The 19,682-nt window shown below is 36.0% G+C and carries 17 protein-coding genes; 3 read left to right on the forward strand and 14 right to left on the reverse strand.

All coding sequences use genetic code 11. The features are described 5' to 3' along the window. Nucleotides 1-210 precede the first annotated feature (210 nt). Nucleotides 211-2,814, reverse strand: coding sequence for an ATP-dependent chaperone ClpB (gene clpB / locus ACFPVY_RS01020; RefSeq protein WP_379789821.1), 2,604 nt, complete (start codon nt 2,812-2,814; stop codon nt 211-213). Nucleotides 2,815-2,942: 128 nt separating this feature from the next. Here clpB and ytxJ point away from each other — a divergent pair, with 128 nt between their 5' ends. After that, on the forward strand, nt 2,943-3,359 hold the full coding sequence (gene ytxJ, locus ACFPVY_RS01025) for a bacillithiol system redox-active protein YtxJ (protein ID WP_379789822.1): 417 nt from the start codon (nt 2,943-2,945) through the stop codon (nt 3,357-3,359). On the opposite strand, the gene ACFPVY_RS01030 is transcribed toward ytxJ, so the two are convergent. Beyond that, nucleotides 3,348-4,592: an MFS transporter gene (locus tag ACFPVY_RS01030; RefSeq protein ID WP_379789823.1), complete on the reverse strand. Its 1,245-nt coding sequence runs from the start codon at nt 4,590-4,592 to the stop codon at nt 3,348-3,350. The two genes, ytxJ and ACFPVY_RS01030, sit on opposite strands and share 12 nt — an antisense overlap. 304 nt (nt 4,593-4,896) lie before the next feature. Here ACFPVY_RS01030 and ACFPVY_RS01035 point away from each other — a divergent pair, with 304 nt between their 5' ends. Then, entirely contained in the window at nt 4,897-5,109 is a 213-nt protein-coding gene (locus tag ACFPVY_RS01035) for a hypothetical protein (RefSeq protein ID WP_379789825.1), read from the forward strand. A gap of 27 nt (nt 5,110-5,136) precedes the next feature. On the opposite strand, the gene ACFPVY_RS01040 is transcribed toward ACFPVY_RS01035, so the two are convergent. The 12 genes from ACFPVY_RS01040 to fahA form a co-directional block, all read right to left on the reverse strand. After that, the gene (locus ACFPVY_RS01040) at nt 5,137-5,769 is read right to left on the reverse strand and encodes a hypothetical protein (RefSeq protein WP_379789826.1); all 633 of its coding nucleotides are present in this window, start codon (nt 5,767-5,769) and stop codon (nt 5,137-5,139) included. A gap of 68 nt (nt 5,770-5,837) precedes the next feature. Beyond that, nucleotides 5,838-6,590 carry a hypothetical protein gene (locus tag ACFPVY_RS01045; protein ID WP_379789827.1) on the reverse strand — a complete coding sequence of 251 codons (753 nt, stop codon included), beginning with the start codon at nt 6,588-6,590 and terminating at the stop codon, nt 5,838-5,840. A gap of 174 nt (nt 6,591-6,764) precedes the next feature. Then, complete coding sequence (gene argH, locus ACFPVY_RS01050) at nt 6,765-8,045, reverse strand: argininosuccinate lyase (protein WP_379789828.1); 1,281 nt, start codon at nt 8,043-8,045, stop codon at nt 6,765-6,767. A 3-nt stretch (nt 8,046-8,048) separates the two neighbouring features. Beyond that, on the reverse strand, nt 8,049-9,125 hold the full coding sequence (locus ACFPVY_RS01055; RefSeq protein ID WP_379789829.1) for a M20 family metallo-hydrolase: 1,077 nt from the start codon (nt 9,123-9,125) through the stop codon (nt 8,049-8,051). Next, nucleotides 9,122-9,904 carry an acetylglutamate kinase gene (gene argB, locus ACFPVY_RS01060; protein WP_379789830.1) on the reverse strand — a complete coding sequence of 261 codons (783 nt, stop codon included), beginning with the start codon at nt 9,902-9,904 and terminating at the stop codon, nt 9,122-9,124. The genes ACFPVY_RS01055 and argB overlap by 4 nt, the downstream gene beginning before the upstream one ends. Next, nucleotides 9,894-10,844 carry an N-acetylornithine carbamoyltransferase gene (locus ACFPVY_RS01065; protein WP_379789831.1) on the reverse strand — a complete coding sequence of 317 codons (951 nt, stop codon included), beginning with the start codon at nt 10,842-10,844 and terminating at the stop codon, nt 9,894-9,896. Before ACFPVY_RS01065 ends, argB begins: the two co-directional genes overlap by 11 nt. Further along, nucleotides 10,841-11,986 (reverse strand): aspartate aminotransferase family protein, encoded by a 1,146-nt coding sequence (locus tag ACFPVY_RS01070; protein ID WP_379789833.1) that lies wholly within the window; start codon nt 11,984-11,986, stop codon nt 10,841-10,843. The genes ACFPVY_RS01065 and ACFPVY_RS01070 overlap by 4 nt, the downstream gene beginning before the upstream one ends. 103 nt (nt 11,987-12,089) lie before the next feature. Further along, complete coding sequence (gene argC, locus ACFPVY_RS01075; RefSeq protein ID WP_379789834.1) at nt 12,090-13,067, reverse strand: N-acetyl-gamma-glutamyl-phosphate reductase; 978 nt, start codon at nt 13,065-13,067, stop codon at nt 12,090-12,092. After that, the gene (locus ACFPVY_RS01080) at nt 13,060-14,253 is read right to left on the reverse strand and encodes an argininosuccinate synthase (protein WP_379789835.1); all 1,194 of its coding nucleotides are present in this window, start codon (nt 14,251-14,253) and stop codon (nt 13,060-13,062) included. The genes argC and ACFPVY_RS01080 overlap by 8 nt, the downstream gene beginning before the upstream one ends. Nucleotides 14,254-14,255: 2 nt before the next feature. Further along, nucleotides 14,256-14,864: a GNAT family N-acetyltransferase gene (locus ACFPVY_RS01085; RefSeq protein ID WP_379789836.1), complete on the reverse strand. Its 609-nt coding sequence runs from the start codon at nt 14,862-14,864 to the stop codon at nt 14,256-14,258. A gap of 439 nt (nt 14,865-15,303) precedes the next feature. Next, a complete protein-coding gene (locus tag ACFPVY_RS01090; RefSeq protein WP_379789837.1) occupies nt 15,304-16,485 on the reverse strand; it encodes a hypothetical protein in 1,182 nt (393 codons plus the stop codon). A gap of 403 nt (nt 16,486-16,888) precedes the next feature. Continuing rightward, nucleotides 16,889-18,172, reverse strand: a complete 1,284-nt coding sequence (gene fahA, locus ACFPVY_RS01095) for a fumarylacetoacetase (protein ID WP_379789838.1) — start codon at nt 18,170-18,172, stop codon at nt 16,889-16,891. Between the two features lie 109 nt (nt 18,173-18,281). On the opposite strand from fahA, the gene glyA reads away from it, so the two are divergent. Continuing rightward, nucleotides 18,282-19,556: a serine hydroxymethyltransferase gene (glyA, locus tag ACFPVY_RS01100; protein ID WP_379789839.1), complete on the forward strand. Its 1,275-nt coding sequence runs from the start codon at nt 18,282-18,284 to the stop codon at nt 19,554-19,556. The last annotated feature ends 126 nt before the right edge of the window (nt 19,557-19,682 follow it).

Genomic DNA, 19,682 nt, shown 5'->3' on the forward strand with positions numbered 1-19,682 from the left:
AGTTAATAATTGGTTGTCTATTAAATTTAGTCTAATTTCTTCGTAAGTCTTTTATATTTAGGGAGAATATTAACAATTAGTATAAAGTCAAAAGAAATAGCTTCAAAAAAAATCTGTGAGAATCTGTGAAATCTGTGTTTCATTTTATCATAAAAAAAAGCCAGAAACAGCACAAAACCATTTCTGACCTAATTATTTTAAACCAATAAATTATTGATTCGCTATTTCGGTTTGATTTCTGAAAACCAATTGCCCATCAAAACTATCCAACAAAATGATACTATCCGTTGTCACTTTCCCCGAAAGAATTTCTTTAGAAAGCTGATTTAAAACCTCTTTCTGAACAACTCTTTTCACAGGTCTAGCGCCAAATTGCGGATCAAATCCTTTTTTAGAAAGATAACCAATAGCTTCAGGAGTTGCGTCAAGCGTAATGTTTTGTAAAGCTAACATCTTCGTAATTGATTTCAACTGCAAGCCCACAATCTCCTTAATATTTCCTTCGTTCAAAGGCGTAAACATCACAATATCATCAATTCTATTAATAAACTCAGGTCTAACAGTTTGCTTCAATAATCCTAAAACTTCGACTTTTGCAGCTTCAATCGCACTTTCAACATCACCTTTCAAATTCTCAAATTTCTCTTGAATAATCGAGCTTCCCATATTCGAAGTCATAATGATAATCGTGTTTTTAAAGTCAGCCAAACGTCCTTTATTATCCGTCAAACGACCTTCATCCAAAACCTGCAACAAAATATTAAAAGTATCCGGATGCGCTTTTTCAATCTCGTCCAAAAGAACCACAGAATACGGTTTTCTTCTCACGGCTTCGGTCAATTGTCCGCCTTCATCATAACCCACATATCCCGGAGGCGCACCAACCAAACGGCTCACGCTGTGTCTTTCTTGATATTCGCTCATGTCAATTCGGGTCATCGCATTTTCATCGTCAAATAAATAAGTAGCCAAGGCTTTCGCCAATTCCGTTTTTCCAACACCAGTCGTACCAAGGAATAAGAACGAACCAATCGGTTTTTTTACGTCTTGCAAACCAGCACGGCTTCTGCGAACGGCATCGCTCACGGCTTCAATTGCTTCTTCTTGACCCACAACTCTTTTGTGCAGTTCTTCTTCCAAATGAAGCAATTTCTCGCGTTCACCCTGAAGCATTTTCATCACCGGAATTCCCGTCCATTTTGCCACAACTTCGGCAATATCTTCTCGGGTAACTTCTTCTTTGATCAAAGAATGACCTTCATTTTCTTGCAATTGTTTTTGGAATTGATCCAATCTTTCCTGTGCTTCTTTTATTTTTCCATAACGTAATTCCGCCACTTTTCCATAATCGCCTTCGCGTTCGGCTCTTTCAGCTTCCATCTTGAAGTTTTCAATTTCTAATTTAGCCGATTGCACATTATCCACAATATCCTTCTCGGATTTCCATTTGGCAAAAATCTCGTTGCGTTCTTCTTTTAAATTCGCCAATTCCATTCCGAGACCTTTCAATTTGCTTTCGTCATTTTCACGTTTGATCGCTTCCATTTCGATTTCAAGTTGCATAATCTTTCTGTCTAAAACGTCCAATTCTTCTGGTTTGGAATTAATTTCCATTCGAAGTTTTGAAGCCGCCTCGTCCATCAAATCAATCGCTTTGTCTGGAAGAAATCGATTCGTAATATATCTCTGTGAAAGCTCAACGGCCGCAATAATCGCATCATCTTTAATTCGGACTTGGTGATGCGTTTCATATTTTTCCTTGATGCCGCGTAAAATCGAAATTGCACTTTCAGTATCTGGTTCATCGACCAAAACTTTCTGGAAACGTCTTTCAAGCGCTTTGTCTTTTTCAAAATATTTTTGGTATTCATCCAAAGTAGTGGCACCAATTGCTCTTAATTCGCCACGAGCCAAAGCAGGTTTCAAAATATTTGCAGCATCCATCGCGCCATCGCCACCACCAGCTCCAACCAATGTGTGAATCTCATCGATGAAAAGAACGATATCGCCTTCGGCAGAAGTCACTTCTTTTACAACAGATTTTAATCTTTCTTCAAATTCACCTTTGTATTTTGCTCCGGCAATCAACGCGCCCATATCCAAAGAAAAAACGATTTTATCTTTCAAGTTTTCAGGAACATCGCCATCGACAATTCTGTGCGCCAAACCTTCTGCAATCGCGGTTTTACCAACTCCAGGCTCGCCCACAAGCATCGGATTGTTTTTGGTTCTACGAGTCAAAATCTGCAAAACTCTGCGTATTTCTTCATCACGACCAATTACGGGGTCTAATTTTCCGCTTTTCGCTAATTCATTTAAGTTTTTGGCATATTTATTCAAGGAATTATACGTTTCTTCGGCAGATGCAGAAGTCACTCGTTCGCCTTTTCGAAGTTCATCGATGGCAGCTTCCAGACCTTTTTTGGTAACGCCTTGATCTTTTAAGATTTGGGCAATTTTACTCTTAGATTGAAAAACAGCAAGCAAAAGATGTTCGATGGAAACAAACTCGTCGTTCATCTTTTTGGCTATATTTGACGCTTCAAGCAGTGAATTATTGGCATCTCGCGACAGCATCAATTCGCCACCAGAAACTTTTGGGAACGATTGCAGAGTGCTGTCTAAAATTTGCTGTAACAATGATATATTGACGTTCAGCTTTTTAAGCAAAAACGGAGTGACATTTTCATCAACTTCAAAAATTGCTTTTACGATATGTTCGTTTTCAATCTGCTGATGGCCATAACTTTGAGCGATTTGTTGTGCTCTTTGAATCGCTTCTTGAGATTTTATGGTAAAATTATTAAAGTTCATAAATTATTTTTTTAAATTTATATAAGAGATTTCAATTTATGTTCCAATAGGTTAAATCTGACAAAATGGCTTAAAAAAAGAAATTATTACTAACCAAACAAGACAAAAAGTCTTAAAATCTGACGATTATGAGTTTATTCAATAGTTTATTCGGCAATTCAAGTGAATCCGATAATAAAGATACGAATCAAAATGGCCTGAATTGGAATGCTTTAACAGAATTAAAACAGTTGGATGCTATCGTTGAAGAATCTGCTGAAAAGCCTGTCGTGATCTTCAAACACAGCACGCGTTGCAGCATCAGCCGAATGGCGTTGAAGAATTTTGAAAGAGAATATAATTTGGAAGAAAGCGAAGCAACGCCTTACTTTTTAGATTTATTAGAACACAGAGATATTTCGAGCGAAATCGCCCAAAAGTTTCAGGTAATCCACCAGTCGCCACAATTGCTTTTGATCAAAAACGGAAAGTCGGTTTATGATGTTTCGCATAGTGAAATTGATGCAGAAGCGTTGAAAAGTAAAGTGGAGACTTTAGGAAACTAATTCATCTTTTTTGGTCCCAGTCTCTTTCAGAATTAATGCCAATGCGATAGAAACTGAAATACAAGCAACCCAAAATAATCCGGCATTTTGAAAGTGAATCTCTTTGTCCACGGCTGTTGACAATGTATTTCCATACAAATAACTGAACAAAGGTCCGAGTAAGGAAGTGACGCCAAAAGTCAAGAAATTGATGGCTCCGGTCGCGCTTCCTTTTACCTTGTCAGGATTACTTTCCTTGATCACAGAATACGGAATCATCGCAGCGCCAGAAGCAATTCCCAAGATAAATGTGGAAATATAAGCTGGATATATTTCTGGGAAATACAGCAATTGCAAAAGGCTCAAAATCATAAAAATCGCCCCGCCAATCAAAACCGGTTTTCTTCTTCCGATTTTATCGGCAATCCAACCTATTAACGGACAGCCGACAACCCAACCCAAAGCCACAAATGCGCTTGCCAAAGTGGCTGTTTGAAAATCCATCATTCTGTCTTTTTGGAAGAAAGCAACGCCCCAAGTCATTGCAAAAATGGTTGTTGGAGCAAATAATAATCCTGAAATCGCACCGCACAAATAACTCTGCGGATTGCTAAACACAATTTTATACGGACTCAATAATCCTGATTTTTCGGTTTTGGAAGCTAATTCTGTTTCTTCTTTTGGAGTTATATATAAGATCAAAATTCCTATGGAAACGATCAAAACTCCGAGTCCGATCCAGATGAAAGGAAGGCTGAAGCCGTTTTTGATGGCTGGCCCGATTAAGAATTGTCCCGCAGAACCGCCCAACATTCCGAGACATTGTGTTGCGCCAATTGCCGTGGCTAATTTCCTTGGAGAAAAAGCTCTTGAAGCCAGATAAACACAGGCAGGAAACGCCATTGCAGAACCAGCGCCTTGCAATAATCGTCCGGAATAACCGCCGTAAATACTTGAAATGGCGAATAAAATACAGCCCAAACCAACAACCACGGTTCCGATGGACAACGGATGTTTTGCGCCTAATTTATCCAAAGCAATTCCCGCCACCAAACTAGTGACAGAGTAGGTGAGATAATACATCCCGATGATCGAGCTCGTGCCAATGGCAGAAGTATCAAAAGAGGCAGAAAGTTCAGGAATCATAACGCTTGGAGCAGAACGAACAGCGTATTCTAAAAGGTAAAAAATCAATCCAAAAGCCCAAGCAAGAACATACGGATTTTTGGTAACAGAGGAGGTATTTGATTGCATAATTTGAATTCCGAAATTCAAAAAAGACGCGTAAAAATGCGTGCCTGAATTGAATTTATATGTATTTATCAAATTTACGAATACCTATATCGTTATAGCAATTTGTACAAAGATTTCGCAGATTGTAGGACATTGTGGATTATAAAAACGCATATCGTTTTTTTGGTCTTTAATTTTGGAGATATTTATAAAAATAATATTAATTGAGGAATAATATTGAGGTGGGAAATGGGTTGATTTTAATTAAGATTGAAAGAAATTTTGGAATTTTTCGATAAATTGGTTTGAATTGCTTGATCATCTTATGAAATCTCGTCATTGCGAAGAAGGAAGCAATCACATCACGTTTATGGATTCTGATTATAAGATTGCTTCGTTCCTCGCAATGACAGATTATTCGCCTTCGCTGAACCAAACGATTCACCCACCGTTTGCAATTGTGCGTTTTTTTTTGAGATTATTGGATATTCTGGTGCCGGCAACTTACGGAAGTAGCGCGGATTGTATTAGTTTTTAAAAGCATTTTTTTTAATATATTTTTCTCTTAATCTAAATGTAAGTTCATTATCTCTTCTCTAATTTCATTGTTTTTAATTTTTAAATTTTCAATTTCGTTCAATTTTAAATTAAAATCGTGTAGCGTTTTTTCATTATAGAATACTATTTTTCCATCTTTGATGTCATTTTTATTATTTATTTTTAAGTAAATAATATTCCTTACAGAATTAATAATTGCGGAGGAATTAAGGTAAGAATCAAAAAATTTGACTTTTAGCATCGTGAGTCTGAATAAAGAGTTTTCAATTTCTGTGCTCACTTTTAACGGACTCTCATTGCCAGAAGCTTGAAGTTTTTCTAATTTTTTTACTGATCTTTTTATTACTGAATCATTTTTTTTATAAATTATTTCGAAATAATTGTCAGCAGTATTCAATTCTTTTAAAATTGCGGGATTGTCTCTTGTCAAAATATAAAAATTTTTAGCAAATAATTTATTCAGAATTTCTCGATTACTTACAATATGATATTCCTTGTCAATATCTAAGATTGCAATTTTATATTCGGATTTAATGGAATCCAAAGTGATTTCTGTTGCAGTTTTTTGAGGTTCTTTGGCAACGGGGTTGCACGAAGAATATATTATTGCAATTAAAATCGGCCAAATAATTTTTTTCATAATATTTTATATTAATTTCTTTTATCTTGACAATGAGATATTAATAGATTGTGTTTGTTGCTTACTAACTAATTTGTTTTTTTAATGTTTTTAATGGAATCTAACTCTTTTTTTATTTTTTTATTTTCAACTGAAAGAGATTTAAAATTTTCTATCAATATTCTAATAGTGTCAGATTGAGTTATTACTTTTTTGTTCAAATTAAAATGTTCACTTTTGTTCGAATTATCTTGAATAGTCGTTCCAGCCCAAAATGAAAAACAAATAATCCCAATAAATATAGAAATAACAGTAATTACTTCTCCTATTGGTAAATGATAAATAAGGTATAAAATTTTTTTTATTGTAACATCGGTCAATTGAACTGTATTTTTCTCTAAACTAGAAATTTTTTGATTTTTATTTTCAGCATCCTTCAGAAGTTGCTCACTTTTTTTTTCAATTTGTTTCGTGTATACCAATAAATCGCTGAAATTACTTTTCAGTTTCGTGTTTTCAATTTTCAAGAAAGTATCATTTTCTTCAATTTCTTGTTGATTGATTTTGGAATATTCTTCTATTTGTTCAATATAAGATTCTAAAAATTGTTCTGCTTGTCTTTTTCCATTTTCGAAAATTTCATATTTTTTTTCTGTGAATGGTGTTGTAAAACGAATGCTACTAATTTGAAATTTTTTTCCATCAAGGATTCCAAATATTTCTTGTAGATCGTTTTCTGTTTTTCCTTTCCATACCTCTGGTTCGAATGTAGAATTATTAATTTCTGTCTTTCGCTTTTTGAGTATTTCTATAGCTTTATCTGCTGGAATTTTCAGTGTCATTATTTTACGTTTACTTGATTGATAATACTCTTAATACATAATATAAAAAGTAGATACTAATTACGGCGAATATAATTTCTAGCTAAAGTAATATAATCTCCAACACAACAATTACGGTTTTCCGTATTCTCAAAAAAATAATTCAAAAAACTTTAAATCTCAGCAAATTAAGACCTAAAAAACATTCCCCATCTTCCAAACAATTTCCTCCAAACACAAATTATTAATGCTTCCTTCGTGTGTGTGTTTCGTAGCTTTTGGTGATTGAAAAGTGTTATTTTCAATTTGTTCTGCCACGATTTTATATGCATCTCTGAATGGCTTTCCTTCGGTAACCAATTCATTCAAAGCATCTACCGTAAACAGATAATCGTATTTTTTATCGTCTAAAATCGTTTCATTCACCTGAATATCTTTGATGGCAAAACTGGCGATTTCCAAACACGATTTCAAGCTTTGAATCGCTGGAAAAAGTCCTTCTTTCAGCAACTGAAAATCCCTGTGGTAACCGCTCGGCAGATTATTGGTCAGCAACGTAATTTCATACGGCAACGCCTGAATCTTGTTGCATTTTGCTCTGATCAACTCAAAAACATCGGGATTTTTTTTGTGCGGCATAATGCTCGAACCCGTCGTTAAATGGCTCGGAAGACTGATAAAATTGAAGTTTTGGCTCATATAAAGACAAATATCCATCGCCAATTTTGAAACCGTTGAGGCCAATCCTGACATTGCAAAAGCAACGGTTTTCTCCGATTTTCCACGGCTCATTTGCGCTGCAAGCGAATTGTATTTCAAAGTGGCAAATTGCAATTCCTGCGTTGTAAAACTTCTGTCAATCGGAAACGAACTTCCATAACCCGCAGCTGAGCCAAGCGGGTTTTGATCCACAATTTTCTGCGCGGCATTCAGCAAAACTACGTCGTCAATCAGCGTTTCAGCATAGGCAGAAAGCCACATTCCAAAGGAAGAAGGCATCGCAATTTGCAAATGTGTGTAACCCGGAAGTAATACGTTTTCATACTTTTTGCTCAAAGAAATCAGCAAATCAAACAGGTCTTTAGTCAGCTTTTTGATTTCTGAAATTTCGGTTTTCAAATACAAGTGAATATCCACCAAAACCTGATCGTTTCTGGAGCGCGCCGTATGGATTTTTTTTCCGGTATCGCCGAGTTTTTCGGTTAAAAGATATTCGATTTTAGAATGTACATCTTCAAAAGTATCTTCGATTGTAAAGTTTCCTTTTTCAATTTCAGCCAAAATTTCTTCTAAAGTTGTAACCAAATCAGTCGCTTCGTTTTCTGTCAGAATATTGATTTTCTGCAACATTTTGGCGTGAGCAATAGAACCTAAAACGTCATATTTTGCTAAAACCAAATCTAATTCTCGATCATTTCCAACAGTGAATAGGTCTATTTTTTGGTCGGTTGGTATTCCTTTTTCCCAAAGTTTCATAACTTAGTTTTTTAGTTTTAAAAATTCAGATATAATTTTGATATACAAATCAATACCTTCTTTTACTTCATCAATAAATATAAATTCATTTGCCGTGTGCGAACGTAAAGAATTTCCTGGTCCGAGTTTCATCGATTGGCAACTCAAAACCGATTGGTCAGAAAGCGTTGGCGAACCGTACGTATTTCTTTCTAACGAAATTCCAGCTTGCACTAAAGCGTGATTTTTGTCAATCGAAGAAGCGTTCAAATGCATCGATCTCGGCGTGACTTTTGCATTGATATTTTGCTTCACGACTTCTAGAATTTCAGAATTTGAATAGCAATCGTTCACGCGAATATCGACAACCAAACTGCATTCTGACGGAACGACATTGTGCTGTTTTCCAGCATTTATCTGCGTTACCGTCATTTTCACCGGACCTAAAACTTCGGATATTTTTTCAAATTCGTAGGTCTTAAACCAATTAATCACCGACAAAGCGTTATAAATCGGATTGTCTAAATTTTGATGCGCGGCGTGGCTGGCAGTTCCAGAAACCACGATGTCTAAAACCAGCAGACCTTTTTCGGCTATGGCCAAATGCATTTCAGTCGGTTCGCCAACAATTGCGACATCAATCTCTGGAAGATGCTTTAAAATGCTGTTTAAACCTTTTGGGCCACTGCTTTCTTCTTCGGCAGTTCCAGCGATAATCAAGTTGTATGGAAGGTTTTCAAATGCATAAAAATAGGTAAAAGTTGCAATCAAAGAAACCAAGCAACCGCCAGCGTCATTGCTTCCCAAGCCAAATAATTTTTCATCTTTTTCAATCGCAGAAAACGGATTCAAAGTGTAACCTTCATTTGGCTTAACCGTGTCGTGGTGGGAGTTGAGCAGCAAATTTGGTTTTGATTTATCGAAATGTAAATTGTATGCCCAAATATTATTATTCTCTCTTTTGAAATTAATTCCGTTAGCAACAAACCAATTTTCAAGCAAAATTGCCGTGTTGTTTTCTTCAGATGAAAAAGAAGGCGTTTCAATCAGATTTTTTAATAATTCTATGGCTTCGTTTGTAAGTTGGTCAATGGTTTTCATAGTTTGATTTTGGTGTAAATAGTGCTGTCTTTCAAGATATTTTGATTTCCGATGCTAATATTTTGCACGCCATTTTCGATTGATTTAAAACAGTTTTCTAACTTCGGAAGCATTCCGGAATGAATCGCTTTTTCAGCTTTTAAGCTTTGATATTTCTCAAAATTTAAAGTTTCAATAACAGAATCATCATCCTCAGAATCGGCTAAAACGCCTTTTTTCTCGAAACAATAAATCAGATTTATATCAAAAGTTTCAGAAAGCGCAATTGCAATCTCGGAAGCAATTGTGTCGGCATTTGTGTTTAATAATTGTCCGTTTCCATCATGTGTAATTGCAGAAAAAACAGGCGTGATATTTTGCAAAAGTAAAGTCGAAATCAGCGATTTGTTTACTGAAATTACATCGCCAACAAAGCCAAAATCAACTTCTGAATTAGTTCTTTTTTCGGATAAAATAGCGTTTCCGTCAGCTCCAGAAAAACCGATACTGTTGGTTTTTAAAGCTTGTAATTTGGCTACGATTTGTTTGTTAATCAATCCAGAATACGTCATAACCGTTACGTCAAGCATCGCTTTATCTGTAATTCTTCTACCATTTGAAAATAAAGGTTTTAAGTTTAGTTTTTCTGCAATTTTTGTAGCTGTTTTTCCACCGCCGTGAATTAATATTTTTGCTTCTTTCAATGCAGCGAAATCTTTTAGAAAACCATTTAAAATTTCTTCATTGTCAATGATATTTCCACCGATTTTTACGATTGTTATTTTAGGCTTATTTTCCATTTTCCAAGATTTTTTTCAAGATGGCTTGCGTTGCAAAAGTTCTATTATTTGCTTGCTGAATTACGATTGAATTTTCACCGTCTAAAACTGCATCCGTCACAATCATATTTCTTCTCACCGGAAGACAATGCATGAATTTTGCGTTGTTTGTCAGCGCCATTTTTTCTGAAGTTACGGTCCAACTTGTGTCGTTCGAAAGTATTTTTCCGTAGTCGTTATATGAACTCCAGTTTTTGGCATAAATAAAATCAGCGTTTTTAAAAGCTTCGTCTTGATTATTTGTAATTGTCGCACCTTTCGTGATTTCTGGATTCAATTCATAACCTTCCGGATGTGTGATAACCAATTCATATTCAGAAAGTTTCATGATTTTCACAAATGAATTCGGAACCGCATGAGGTAACGCTTTTGGATGTGGCGCCCAAGTCAAAACCACTTTCGGCTTTCTTTTTTTCTTATATTCCTGAATGGTCAACGCGTCGGCAACGGCCTGCAACGGATGTTCTGTCGCGCCTTCAAGACTGATCACGGGAATCGTGGAATAGTTCACAAACGCGTTGATCACTTGCTCTTCTTCGTCTTTTTCTTTGTTAGTCAACGTGGGGAAACTTCTGATCCCGATGACGTCGCAATATTGTGAAATCACTTGCGCGGCTTCTTTGATGTGTTCGGCTTTGTTGCCGTCCATCACGGTTTCGTCCTCAAATTCTAGCGACCAGCCTTCGGTGTTTAAGTTCATTACGATGCAATGCATTCCTAAATTCAAGGAAGCTTTTTGAGTGCTCAATCTCGTTCTCAAACTCGGATTGAAAAACAATAATCCGAGAGTTTTATTTTTGCCCAATTCGCTATTCTCGAGCGGAGCGGACTTTATTTTTTTTGCAGACAAAATCAGTTCGTCAAGATTTAAAATATCATCTACGGAAGTGAATTTTTTCATTGTGTAATTTTTAAAGATTGTAAAGCATTTTTCAAGCCTACAGCAAATTGATCAATCTGACTTGAAGTAATAGATAAAGGTGGAAGGATTCTCAAAAGATTTTTTTGGGAAGCGTTTCCGGTGAAAATAAATTGCTCGTAAATCAAGTTTTTTCGCAATTCAGTTACATCAAAATCAAATTCCAAACCAAGCATCAAACCTTTTCCTTTGATTTTTTTAATCTCGGGAATTTCAGAAATTACTTTTAAAAAATAAGCCGATTGTTGGTTCACATTTTCAATCACATTTTCATTTTCGATGATTTCTAAAACCGATAAAGCTGAAGCGCAAGCCAAATGATTGCCACCAAAAGTGGTTCCTAACAAACCATATGAAGCTTTGAATTTATCGCTGATTAACAATCCGCCGATTGGGAAACCGTTGCCCATTCCTTTCGCCATGGTGATAATATCTGGTTTGATATTGTGATATTGATGTGCAAAAAACTTTCCGGAACGGCCATAACCGCTTTGAATTTCATCTAAAATCAAGACGACATTATTTTCATTACAGAGTTTTTCTAAATCTTGAAAGAAGGCAGTTGTTCCTTCGTCCAAACCGCCAACGCCTTGAATTCCTTCGATAATTATAGCTGTGATTTCATTTTCAGAAATGGCTTTTTTGACCAAATCAATTTGATTTAATGGAAGAAAAATAACTTCGTGATTGGCATTTATCGGAGCTACGATCGACGGATTATCTGTCACTGCAACCGAAGCCGAAGTTCTTCCGTGGAAGCTTTTTTCAAAGGCAATGACTTTCGATTTTTTATTATGGAAAGAAGCCAATTTTAAAGCATTTTCGTTGGCTTCTGCGCCAGAATTACACAGAAAAACGCTGTAATCTGGATAACCTGAAAATGCAGTAAGTTTTTTTGCAAACGCTTCTTGCAAAGGATTTTGAATAGAATTTGAATAAAACCCGATTTTTTCAATTTGATTTTTGATAGCTTCGACATATTTTGGATGTGAATGCCCGACAGAAATCACGCCGTGGCCTCCATAAAAATCTAAATATTCTTGATTGTTTTCGTCCCAGACTTTTGCGCCTAAAGCTTTGACTGGAGTGATATTATATATTGGATATACGTTGAATAAACTCATTTTTTTAGTTTTAAATTGTTTTCATCCTGCAAGGTTTTCAAAACCTTGTAGGTTTTCGTTTTGAGAAATAATACCTACAAGGTCAAAAGAGACCTTGCAGGATTTATAATCCGCTTGGTTTTAATTTTAATCCTGTGGTTTCTTCAAGACCAAACATCAAATTCATATTCTGAATTGCCTGACCAGACGCGCCTTTCAAGAGATTATCGATTATCGAAGTCACCAAAAGATAGTTTCCTTTTTTTTCTAAACTGATGATGCATTTGTTCGTTTGAACAGCCATTTTCAAACTTATGTTTTGGTTCAAAATGAATACAAATGGATGATTTTTATAGAAATCTTTATAGATTTCGGTCAATTCTTCCAAGTTTTTGTCTGTTTTTGTGTAAAGCGTGGCGAAAATTCCTCTGGTAAATTCTCCACGATTTGGAATGAACAAAATCTCGCTTTCAAAATCATTTTGCAATTGATTTAAGCTTTGCTTAATTTCTGCCAAATGTTGATGCTCAAAAGCTTTATAATGCGAAATATTTGAATTTCTCCAACTGTGATGCGACGTTTCTGTTGGCTGAACTCCCGCGCCAGTGCTTCCGGTTACCGCATTAATATGGACATCGTTTTGCAATAAATTTTGGGAAGCCAAAGGCAAAAGTGCCAACTGAATAGCCGTGGCAAAACAACCTGGATTTGCGATATATTTTGCTTTTTCAATTTTACTTTTGTTCAATTCTGGTAAACCATAAACGAAATTCTCAGATTGAAATTCTGAATTGTTATTTAATCTGAAATCATTGCTCAAGTCAATGACTCTTGTGTGTGAAGCAAATTTATTTTGTTCCAAAAAGCCTTTCGATTTTCCGTGACCAAGACATAAAAAGACAATATTTACTTCTGGATTTATTTTGTCTGTAAATAATAAATCCAATTCTCCAATCAAATCTGGATGTGCATTTGTCAACGGTTTACCGGCTTGCGAAGTGCTGAAAACAAAGTCGATTTCCACATTTGGATGGTTGGCTAAAATTCTGAGAAGTTCGCCTGACGTGTAGCCGGCGCCTCCGATAATTCCTGCTTTAATCATAATCTACGGCATTTACTTGTGAATAAATCGATTGTGCATTTCCAAGAACTTTGATGAAACCTTTCGCGTCATCAGCCGTCCAAGCGTTGTTCATTTCGCCATATTGACCAAATTTTGTGTTCATCAAATCGTGATCAGATTCAATTCCGTCCAACGAAAAATGATAGGGTTTTAAAGTTACCGTCACATTTCCTGAAACAGTTTTCTGAGTATCTTCTAAAAAAACTTCGATGTTTCTCATAATCGGATCTAAATATTGGCCTTCGTGAAAAAGCATTCCATACCAATTTCCAAGCTGTTCTTTCCAGTATTGTTGCCATTTTCCAAGCGTATGTTTTTCTAAAAGATGGTGCGCTTTTAGAATAATTATCGGAGCTCCGGCTTCAAAACCAACTCTTCCTTTTATGCCGATAATCGTGTCGCCAACGTGAATATCTCTTCCGATTGCGAACGCATTTGCCAGTTTTTCCAGCTTGACGATATTCGCGGTTGGCTTGTCAAATTCATTATTGATTCCGATTAATTCGCCTTTTTCAAAATTCAGAATTACTTTTTCAGTATCTGTTTTTTGCAATTGCGAAGGATAGGCGCTGTCAGGCAACGGAAGGTTTGATGTCAGCGTTTCTTTCCCGCCAACGCTTGTTCCCCAAATTCCTTTGTTGATCGAATATTGCGCTTTTTCCCAAGAATATTCCACGCCATTTTTCTGTAAATAATTGACTTCTTCTTGTCTTGACAATTTCAAATCTCTGATTGGCGTGATGATTTCCATTTCTGGAGCGATGGTTTGGAAAATCAAGTCAAAACGAATTTGGTCGTTTCCTGCGCCAGTGCTTCCGTGAGCGATGGCAGATGCGCCAACTTTTTTGGCATATTTTACCGCTTCAATGGCTTGAAAAACTCTTTCGGCACTTACAGAAAGCGGATAAGTATTGTTTTTTAAAACATTTCCGAAGACTAAGAATTTGATTGCTTTTTCATAATATTTGTCGATAATGTCCAAATTTATATGATTCGCGCTTCCTAATTCGTAGGCTCTTTTTTCAATCGCATTTAATTCTTCATCGTCAAAACCACCAGTATTTATTAGTACTGTGTGAACTTCCAACTGTTTTTCATTTTTCAAATATTTCAGGCAAAATGAAGTGTCTAAACCACCGCTGTATGCTAAAACTACTTTTTTCATATTTATTTTTTTAGGAAAGTCTGCTTGATTTGTTTCAATCTTGTCAGCACTTTTTTATTGAATTTTATTTCTTCCGGTTTTTTGTTATTTGGATCATAAAGCATTCCCGTGCAAAGACACATTTTGAATTCTTTTCTTTCTAAAATATCATAATTCGTACAGCCTTTGCAACCTGCCCAAAATGTCGGATCGGCCGTCAATTCTGAAAACGGAACCGGTTTGTAACCCAAATCTGAATTGATTTTCATTACAGCCAAACCAGTCGTGATTCCGAAGATTTTTGCACCCGGATATTTCTCTTGGGAATATTCAAAAACCTTTTTCTTGATTTTTTTGGCAAGTCCCAAATGTCTGTAATCAGGATGTACGATGAGTCCAGAATTGGCCACAAATTGCCCGTGTTGCCAGCTTTCAATATAGCAGAAACCGGCAAATTTTCCGTTTTCCAAAGCGATGATGGCATCGTGATTTTGCATCTTTTTCTGGATGTATTCTGGCGATCTTTTGGCGATTCCGGTTCCTCTCAAAAGAGCAGAAGCTTCCATCGTGTCGCAGATTTCTTGTGCAAATTTATAGTGCTCTTCGTGAGCAATACTAATGGATACATTCATCTTGAAATGTATGATTTGATTAAAAATAAAAGGAAATTTTTAGTGTGCGGGAAGTAAGAATAGGGCAGACCTATTCCATAAAAATTGCTACAGACCTAAGGCCGGAAAAAAGCCAAAGCTGAAAATCTTAAAAATAAAAATGTGCAGTCAGGATTGTAAAATCCCAAGGAAATAGCTGAAAATTTCAAAATGTGAAAAATGAGAAATGAATAAAATAATTCGGAATCGATTTACTTTGGCGGTATAAATTATGACCGCACAACCCGTGAAGTTTGGGTTGAAATTGTCCGTGAAGTTATATGTAACTTGTAATTATTCATCGGGGCAAATGTATGGCAATATTTTAAAACAAAAAGTTAAAAAAGCATAAATATCATTTCTTCATAAAAAAAGCCTTTCTGTTTGAAAGGCTTTTGGTTTTTAAATAATTGAAATTTAATTATTTACGTATTTTATTTCTGATGATTATATTTTTTAATTTCAGTTTTAAATCTTCTCCAGTATCAAAAACCATTTGCTCATTTGAAGGAAACGGAACCGCTTTTCTGCCAAAATAAGTATAGTAGCTTTCATCGGCCGCGCGTTTATCACCGCGATAATTAGAATAAATATTCTCAAAAATAAATTCGCTCGAAAGCGGAAAAGTTTCTAAAAGCTGGTTCGTTTTTAAATCTACATAATCCACTTTTGCAGTAACCATAGCAGATTTAAATTGCCTGAATTCATAAATATCCACACGAATCGTTTTAAAATTATCAACTTTAATCGGATTTCCCAAACTGTCTTTCACTACATTTCCTCTTGCATCGACCAACGTTTTTACACCATCCTTGATCTGTTTTTCTTTCAAAAATTGCTTTTCTTTAACTTGCTCTGGCGAAATTAAAATGTCGTTAAAATTTACTGTAATTCCATAATCATAAGTCGTCGATTTCAATTTATTGCTGTGATAAACCGTCCATTTGTCATTTAAGCCATAAGTGCTAAAATCGAGCAAATCACGCTGTAAATCTTGCGGAATGACCATTTTTGTGTCGTTTTTTAAAGAAACGGCCACATAATCGGTTCCTTTTGCATACGCCTCATCAATCAATTTTTTGGTATCTTTAAAGTTCGGACTCAATTGTTCCACATAAACCAAATCATCATACGCGCGACGAATTGTCAACTTATCTTTGGTGAAAAGCAATGCTTTTGCGTTGTCGTATAAATATTTCGCCAATGCATTTTTACTGCTTACAATTTGGTCTGAATAATCCTCAAATTCAAACTTTGCATTTCGATTTTCCTTCATCAAACGCAACGGCAAAAGCGGTCGAATCTGCTCTTGACGATTGTTCAACAAAACATAAGTATCATAAATTTTCTCCAGTTTCTGCGGATTCGCGTCTTTTATCATCAAATTAATCAAGCGCAAATCACGATCTTTTGCTTTTGCAAACGCCTCCTCAAGAAGATAAATATAATCCTGCTTTCCCTTTTTGTCCTTATTGCCACGAAGGCTGTTCACCGAGTTGTCAATCGCCGCATCATATTCGCCACTTGTCAGCAAATTTGTCGTTTGTTTCACACCGCAAGACGCCAAAACAGCCAATAAAAACAGAGTAGTAATTTTCTTCATAAAGATTCTAAAATTTGAAGCAAATATATATTATTTTTTTGAAGCTATTTCCTGCTTTTCGTTTCAATCTTTCATCAAAAAATCTTTTTTTCTACACCGTGAAAGGAGCTTCCTTTGGTCGCTCTTTCACGCCAAGAAAAAATAGATTTTTTTAATGAAAGGATTTTCACTTCAATCAGGGCTATTGACGCAGTTTGTCGATTAAGTTTGCGGATTAAGCTTGTCGTCATCCTGTCATTGCGAGAAACAAGCAATCTCAAAAAATAACCCGACAATCAAAGAAAAAGAATTTAGAGAATTAGCAATTTGTTTTAGATTCTGAGCTTGCTTCGTTCCTCGCAATGGCGGTATAAAACAAAAAAAGCTCCGATTTCTCGAAGCTTCCTTTAAAATATCTAAAAAATTATTTTCTAGTAAAAGGCGGTAAAAGTTTACTGCAAACTTCACCAAAACCAATTCTGGTGTCTTTGTTTTCGCAATAACCTTTCATGATTACCGTGTCGTTATCATTGATGAATTTTCGTTCGGTTCCGTCGCTTAATTTTAATGGATTTTTTCCGCCCCAAGTCAATTCAAGCATTGATCCAAAACTGTCTTCTGCAGTTCCAGAAATTGTTCCAGAACCCATCATGTCGCCAGAATTGATTCGGCAACCGTTTGAAGCGTGGTGCGCCAATTGTTGCGTCATGCTCCAATACATATATTTAAAATTCGATTTAGAAATAAGGTTTCGTTCGCCATTTTCAGGTTGCAATAAAACTTCTAAATTAATATCGAACGTCTTTTTTCCTTTTTCTTGCAAATAAGGCAACGGCATCGGATCTTGTTTTGGACCTTTTGTGCGGAAAGGTTCTAAAGCATCTAAAGTCACGATCCACGGAGAAATTGATGACGCAAAGTTCTTAGCTAAAAATGGTCCAAGTGGCACATATTCCCACTTTTGGATGTCACGCGCGCTCCAGTCGTTCAGCAAAACCATCCCAAAAATGTAATCTTCTGCTTCGTGAACCGGAATGTTTTCTCCCATTATATTAGCGTCTGTCGTGATAAAAGCAGTTTCTAATTCAAAATCCACCAATCTTGACGGACCAAAAACCGGAGTCGTTTCGCCGTTTGGCAAAGTTTGTCCCATTGGTCTGTGAACCGGAATTCCAGACGGAACGATAGAAGAACTTCGTCCGTGATAACCCACCGGAATGTGAAGCCAGTTTGGCAACAGCGCATTTTCAGGGTCACGAAACATTTTCCCAACGTTTGTGGCGTGTTCTCTGCTTGAGTAGAAATCAGTGTAATCTCCAATTAAAACAGGAAGTTGCATTTCGACATCTTCCACATTAAAAATTACTGTTTCTCTGTGTTTTTCATTATCTCTTAACTGCGAATTGTTGGCATCAAAAATATCTGCAATTCTGTTACGCACCAATCGCCACGTTTTTTTTCCGTCAGAAATAAAATCGTTTAAAGTGTCTTGCATAAACATATCGTCAGTCAATTCGATACCTTCAAAATAGTTTAATTGCTGTAACGCACCTAAATCGATTGCAAAATCGCCAATTCTCGTTCCGATTGTTACCACATCATCTTTCGTCAAAAAAACGCCAAAAGGAATATTTTGGATGGGGAAATCACTATTTTTATTCACTTCCAACCAGGATTTTCTGCTTGGATCGTTAGCTGTTATTGGCATTATATTGTTAGTTTATTTGTTTATAAATCAATTATCAAATATATAGTTATGTGGCATTTTAACAAACGTTTTTTGTATTTTTGTCGTCAAATTAACAAAAAATTATCAAATGCAACGCGACGAACAAATATTTGATTTAATTCTAGAAGAACAAGACAGACAAATCCACGGATTAGAATTGATTGCTTCTGAGAACTTTGTGAGTGACCAAGTGCTTGAAGCAGCTGGTTCAATCTTAACCAATAAATATGCTGAAGGCTATCCTGGAAAGCGTTATTATGGTGGATGCGAAGTGGTGGATGTTATCGAGCAAATTGCCATCGACAGAGCAAAAGCTTTGTTTGGTGCCGAATACGCAAACGTGCAACCACACTCAGGATCTCAAGCAAACACGGCAGTTTACCACGCTTGCTTGAAACCGGGCGACAAAATTCTTGGTTTTGATTTATCTCACGGTGGTCACTTGACGCACGGTTCTCCTGTGAATTTTTCAGGAAGACTATACAATCCGGTTTTTTATGGAGTGGAACAGGAAACTGGCCGCTTGAACTACGATAAAATTCAAGAGATTGCTACAAAAGAACAGCCAAAATTAATTATTGCAGGAGCTTCGGCTTATTCTCGTGATATGGATTTTGAGCGTTTTAGAGTAATCGCTGACAGTGTTGGCGCTATTTTGATGGCAGACATTTCACATCCAGCCGGATTAATTGCGAAAGGTTTGATGAATGACCCAATTCCTCATTGTCATATTGTAACTACGACTACTCACAAAACGTTGAGAGGACCTCGCGGTGGAATGATTTTGATCGGAAAAGATTTTGAAAATCCATTTGGAATTAAAACTCCAAAAGGAGAAACAAGAATGATGTCTTCTTTAATTGACGGAGCTGTTTTCCCAGGAAATCAAGGCGGACCTTTAGAACACATTATTGCTGCAAAAGCAGTAGCTTTCGGGGAAGCACTTTCTGACGAGTTCTTTAGATATGCAAGACAATTACAGAAAAATGCTAACGCAATGGCAGAAGCTTTTGTGAACAGAGGATACAATATTATTTCTGGCGGAACTGATAATCACATGATGCTTATCGATCTTAGAAATAAAAATATTTCTGGTAAAGAAGCTGAAAATGCATTGGTTAAAGCTGAAATCACGGTTAACAAAAATATGGTTCCGTTTGATGATAAATCTCCTTTTGTAACTTCAGGAATTCGTGTGGGAACTGCTGCAATTACAACTCGTGGTTTGGTGGAAGAAGATATGGAAACTATTGTTGATTTTATCGACAGAGTTATTATGGATCATACAAACGAAGCGCTTTTGGAACAAATTGCTGACGAAGTAAATGAAATGATGGGCGAAAGAGCGATTTTCGTTTTCTAAAAACCCAAAGATTCTATAATTTTAAAACCCTTGCAAATCGCAAGGGTTTTTTTGTTTTAAATTAATCCAGATTGATGGATATATTTTTAGTGCTGTAAATTTATTGTTAAATTTATGTTTTATATC

Origin of the sequence: Flavobacterium qiangtangense (assembly GCF_042658345.1) — a bacterium.
Lineage (GTDB): Bacteria > Bacteroidota > Bacteroidia > Flavobacteriales > Flavobacteriaceae > Flavobacterium > Flavobacterium qiangtangense.

Bases quoted from the DNA above. Each gene is read 5' to 3' on its own strand.
- ACFPVY_RS01090 (WP_379789837.1), bottom strand. From the start codon at position 16,485: ATGAAGAAAATTACTACTCTGTTTTTATTGGCTGTTTTGGCGTCTTGC.
- fahA (WP_379789838.1), bottom strand. From the start codon at position 18,172: ATGCCAATAACAGCTAACGATCCAAGCAGAAAATCCTGGTTGGAAGTG.
- argH (WP_379789828.1), bottom strand. From the start codon at position 8,045: ATGAAACTTTGGGAAAAAGGAATACCAACCGACCAAAAAATAGACCTA.
- ACFPVY_RS01080 (WP_379789835.1), bottom strand. From the start codon at position 14,253: ATGAAAAAAGTAGTTTTAGCATACAGCGGTGGTTTAGACACTTCATTT.
- ACFPVY_RS01030 (WP_379789823.1), bottom strand. From the start codon at position 4,592: ATGCAATCAAATACCTCCTCTGTTACCAAAAATCCGTATGTTCTTGCT.
- ACFPVY_RS01085 (WP_379789836.1), bottom strand. From the start codon at position 14,864: ATGAATGTATCCATTAGTATTGCTCACGAAGAGCACTATAAATTTGCA.
- argC (WP_379789834.1), bottom strand. From the start codon at position 13,067: ATGATTAAAGCAGGAATTATCGGAGGCGCCGGCTACACGTCAGGCGAA.
- ACFPVY_RS01035 (WP_379789825.1), top strand. From the start codon at position 4,897: ATGAAATCTCGTCATTGCGAAGAAGGAAGCAATCACATCACGTTTATG.
- ytxJ (WP_379789822.1), top strand. From the start codon at position 2,943: ATGAGTTTATTCAATAGTTTATTCGGCAATTCAAGTGAATCCGATAAT.
- argB (WP_379789830.1), bottom strand. From the start codon at position 9,904: ATGGAAAATAAGCCTAAAATAACAATCGTAAAAATCGGTGGAAATATC.
- clpB (WP_379789821.1), bottom strand. From the start codon at position 2,814: ATGAACTTTAATAATTTTACCATAAAATCTCAAGAAGCGATTCAAAGA.
- glyA (WP_379789839.1), top strand. From the start codon at position 18,282: ATGCAACGCGACGAACAAATATTTGATTTAATTCTAGAAGAACAAGAC.
- ACFPVY_RS01045 (WP_379789827.1), bottom strand. From the start codon at position 6,590: ATGACACTGAAAATTCCAGCAGATAAAGCTATAGAAATACTCAAAAAG.
- ACFPVY_RS01065 (WP_379789831.1), bottom strand. From the start codon at position 10,844: ATGAAAAAATTCACTTCCGTAGATGATATTTTAAATCTTGACGAACTG.
- ACFPVY_RS01040 (WP_379789826.1), bottom strand. From the start codon at position 5,769: ATGAAAAAAATTATTTGGCCGATTTTAATTGCAATAATATATTCTTCG.
- ACFPVY_RS01070 (WP_379789833.1), bottom strand. From the start codon at position 11,986: ATGAGTTTATTCAACGTATATCCAATATATAATATCACTCCAGTCAAA.
- ACFPVY_RS01055 (WP_379789829.1), bottom strand. From the start codon at position 9,125: ATGAAAACCATTGACCAACTTACAAACGAAGCCATAGAATTATTAAAA.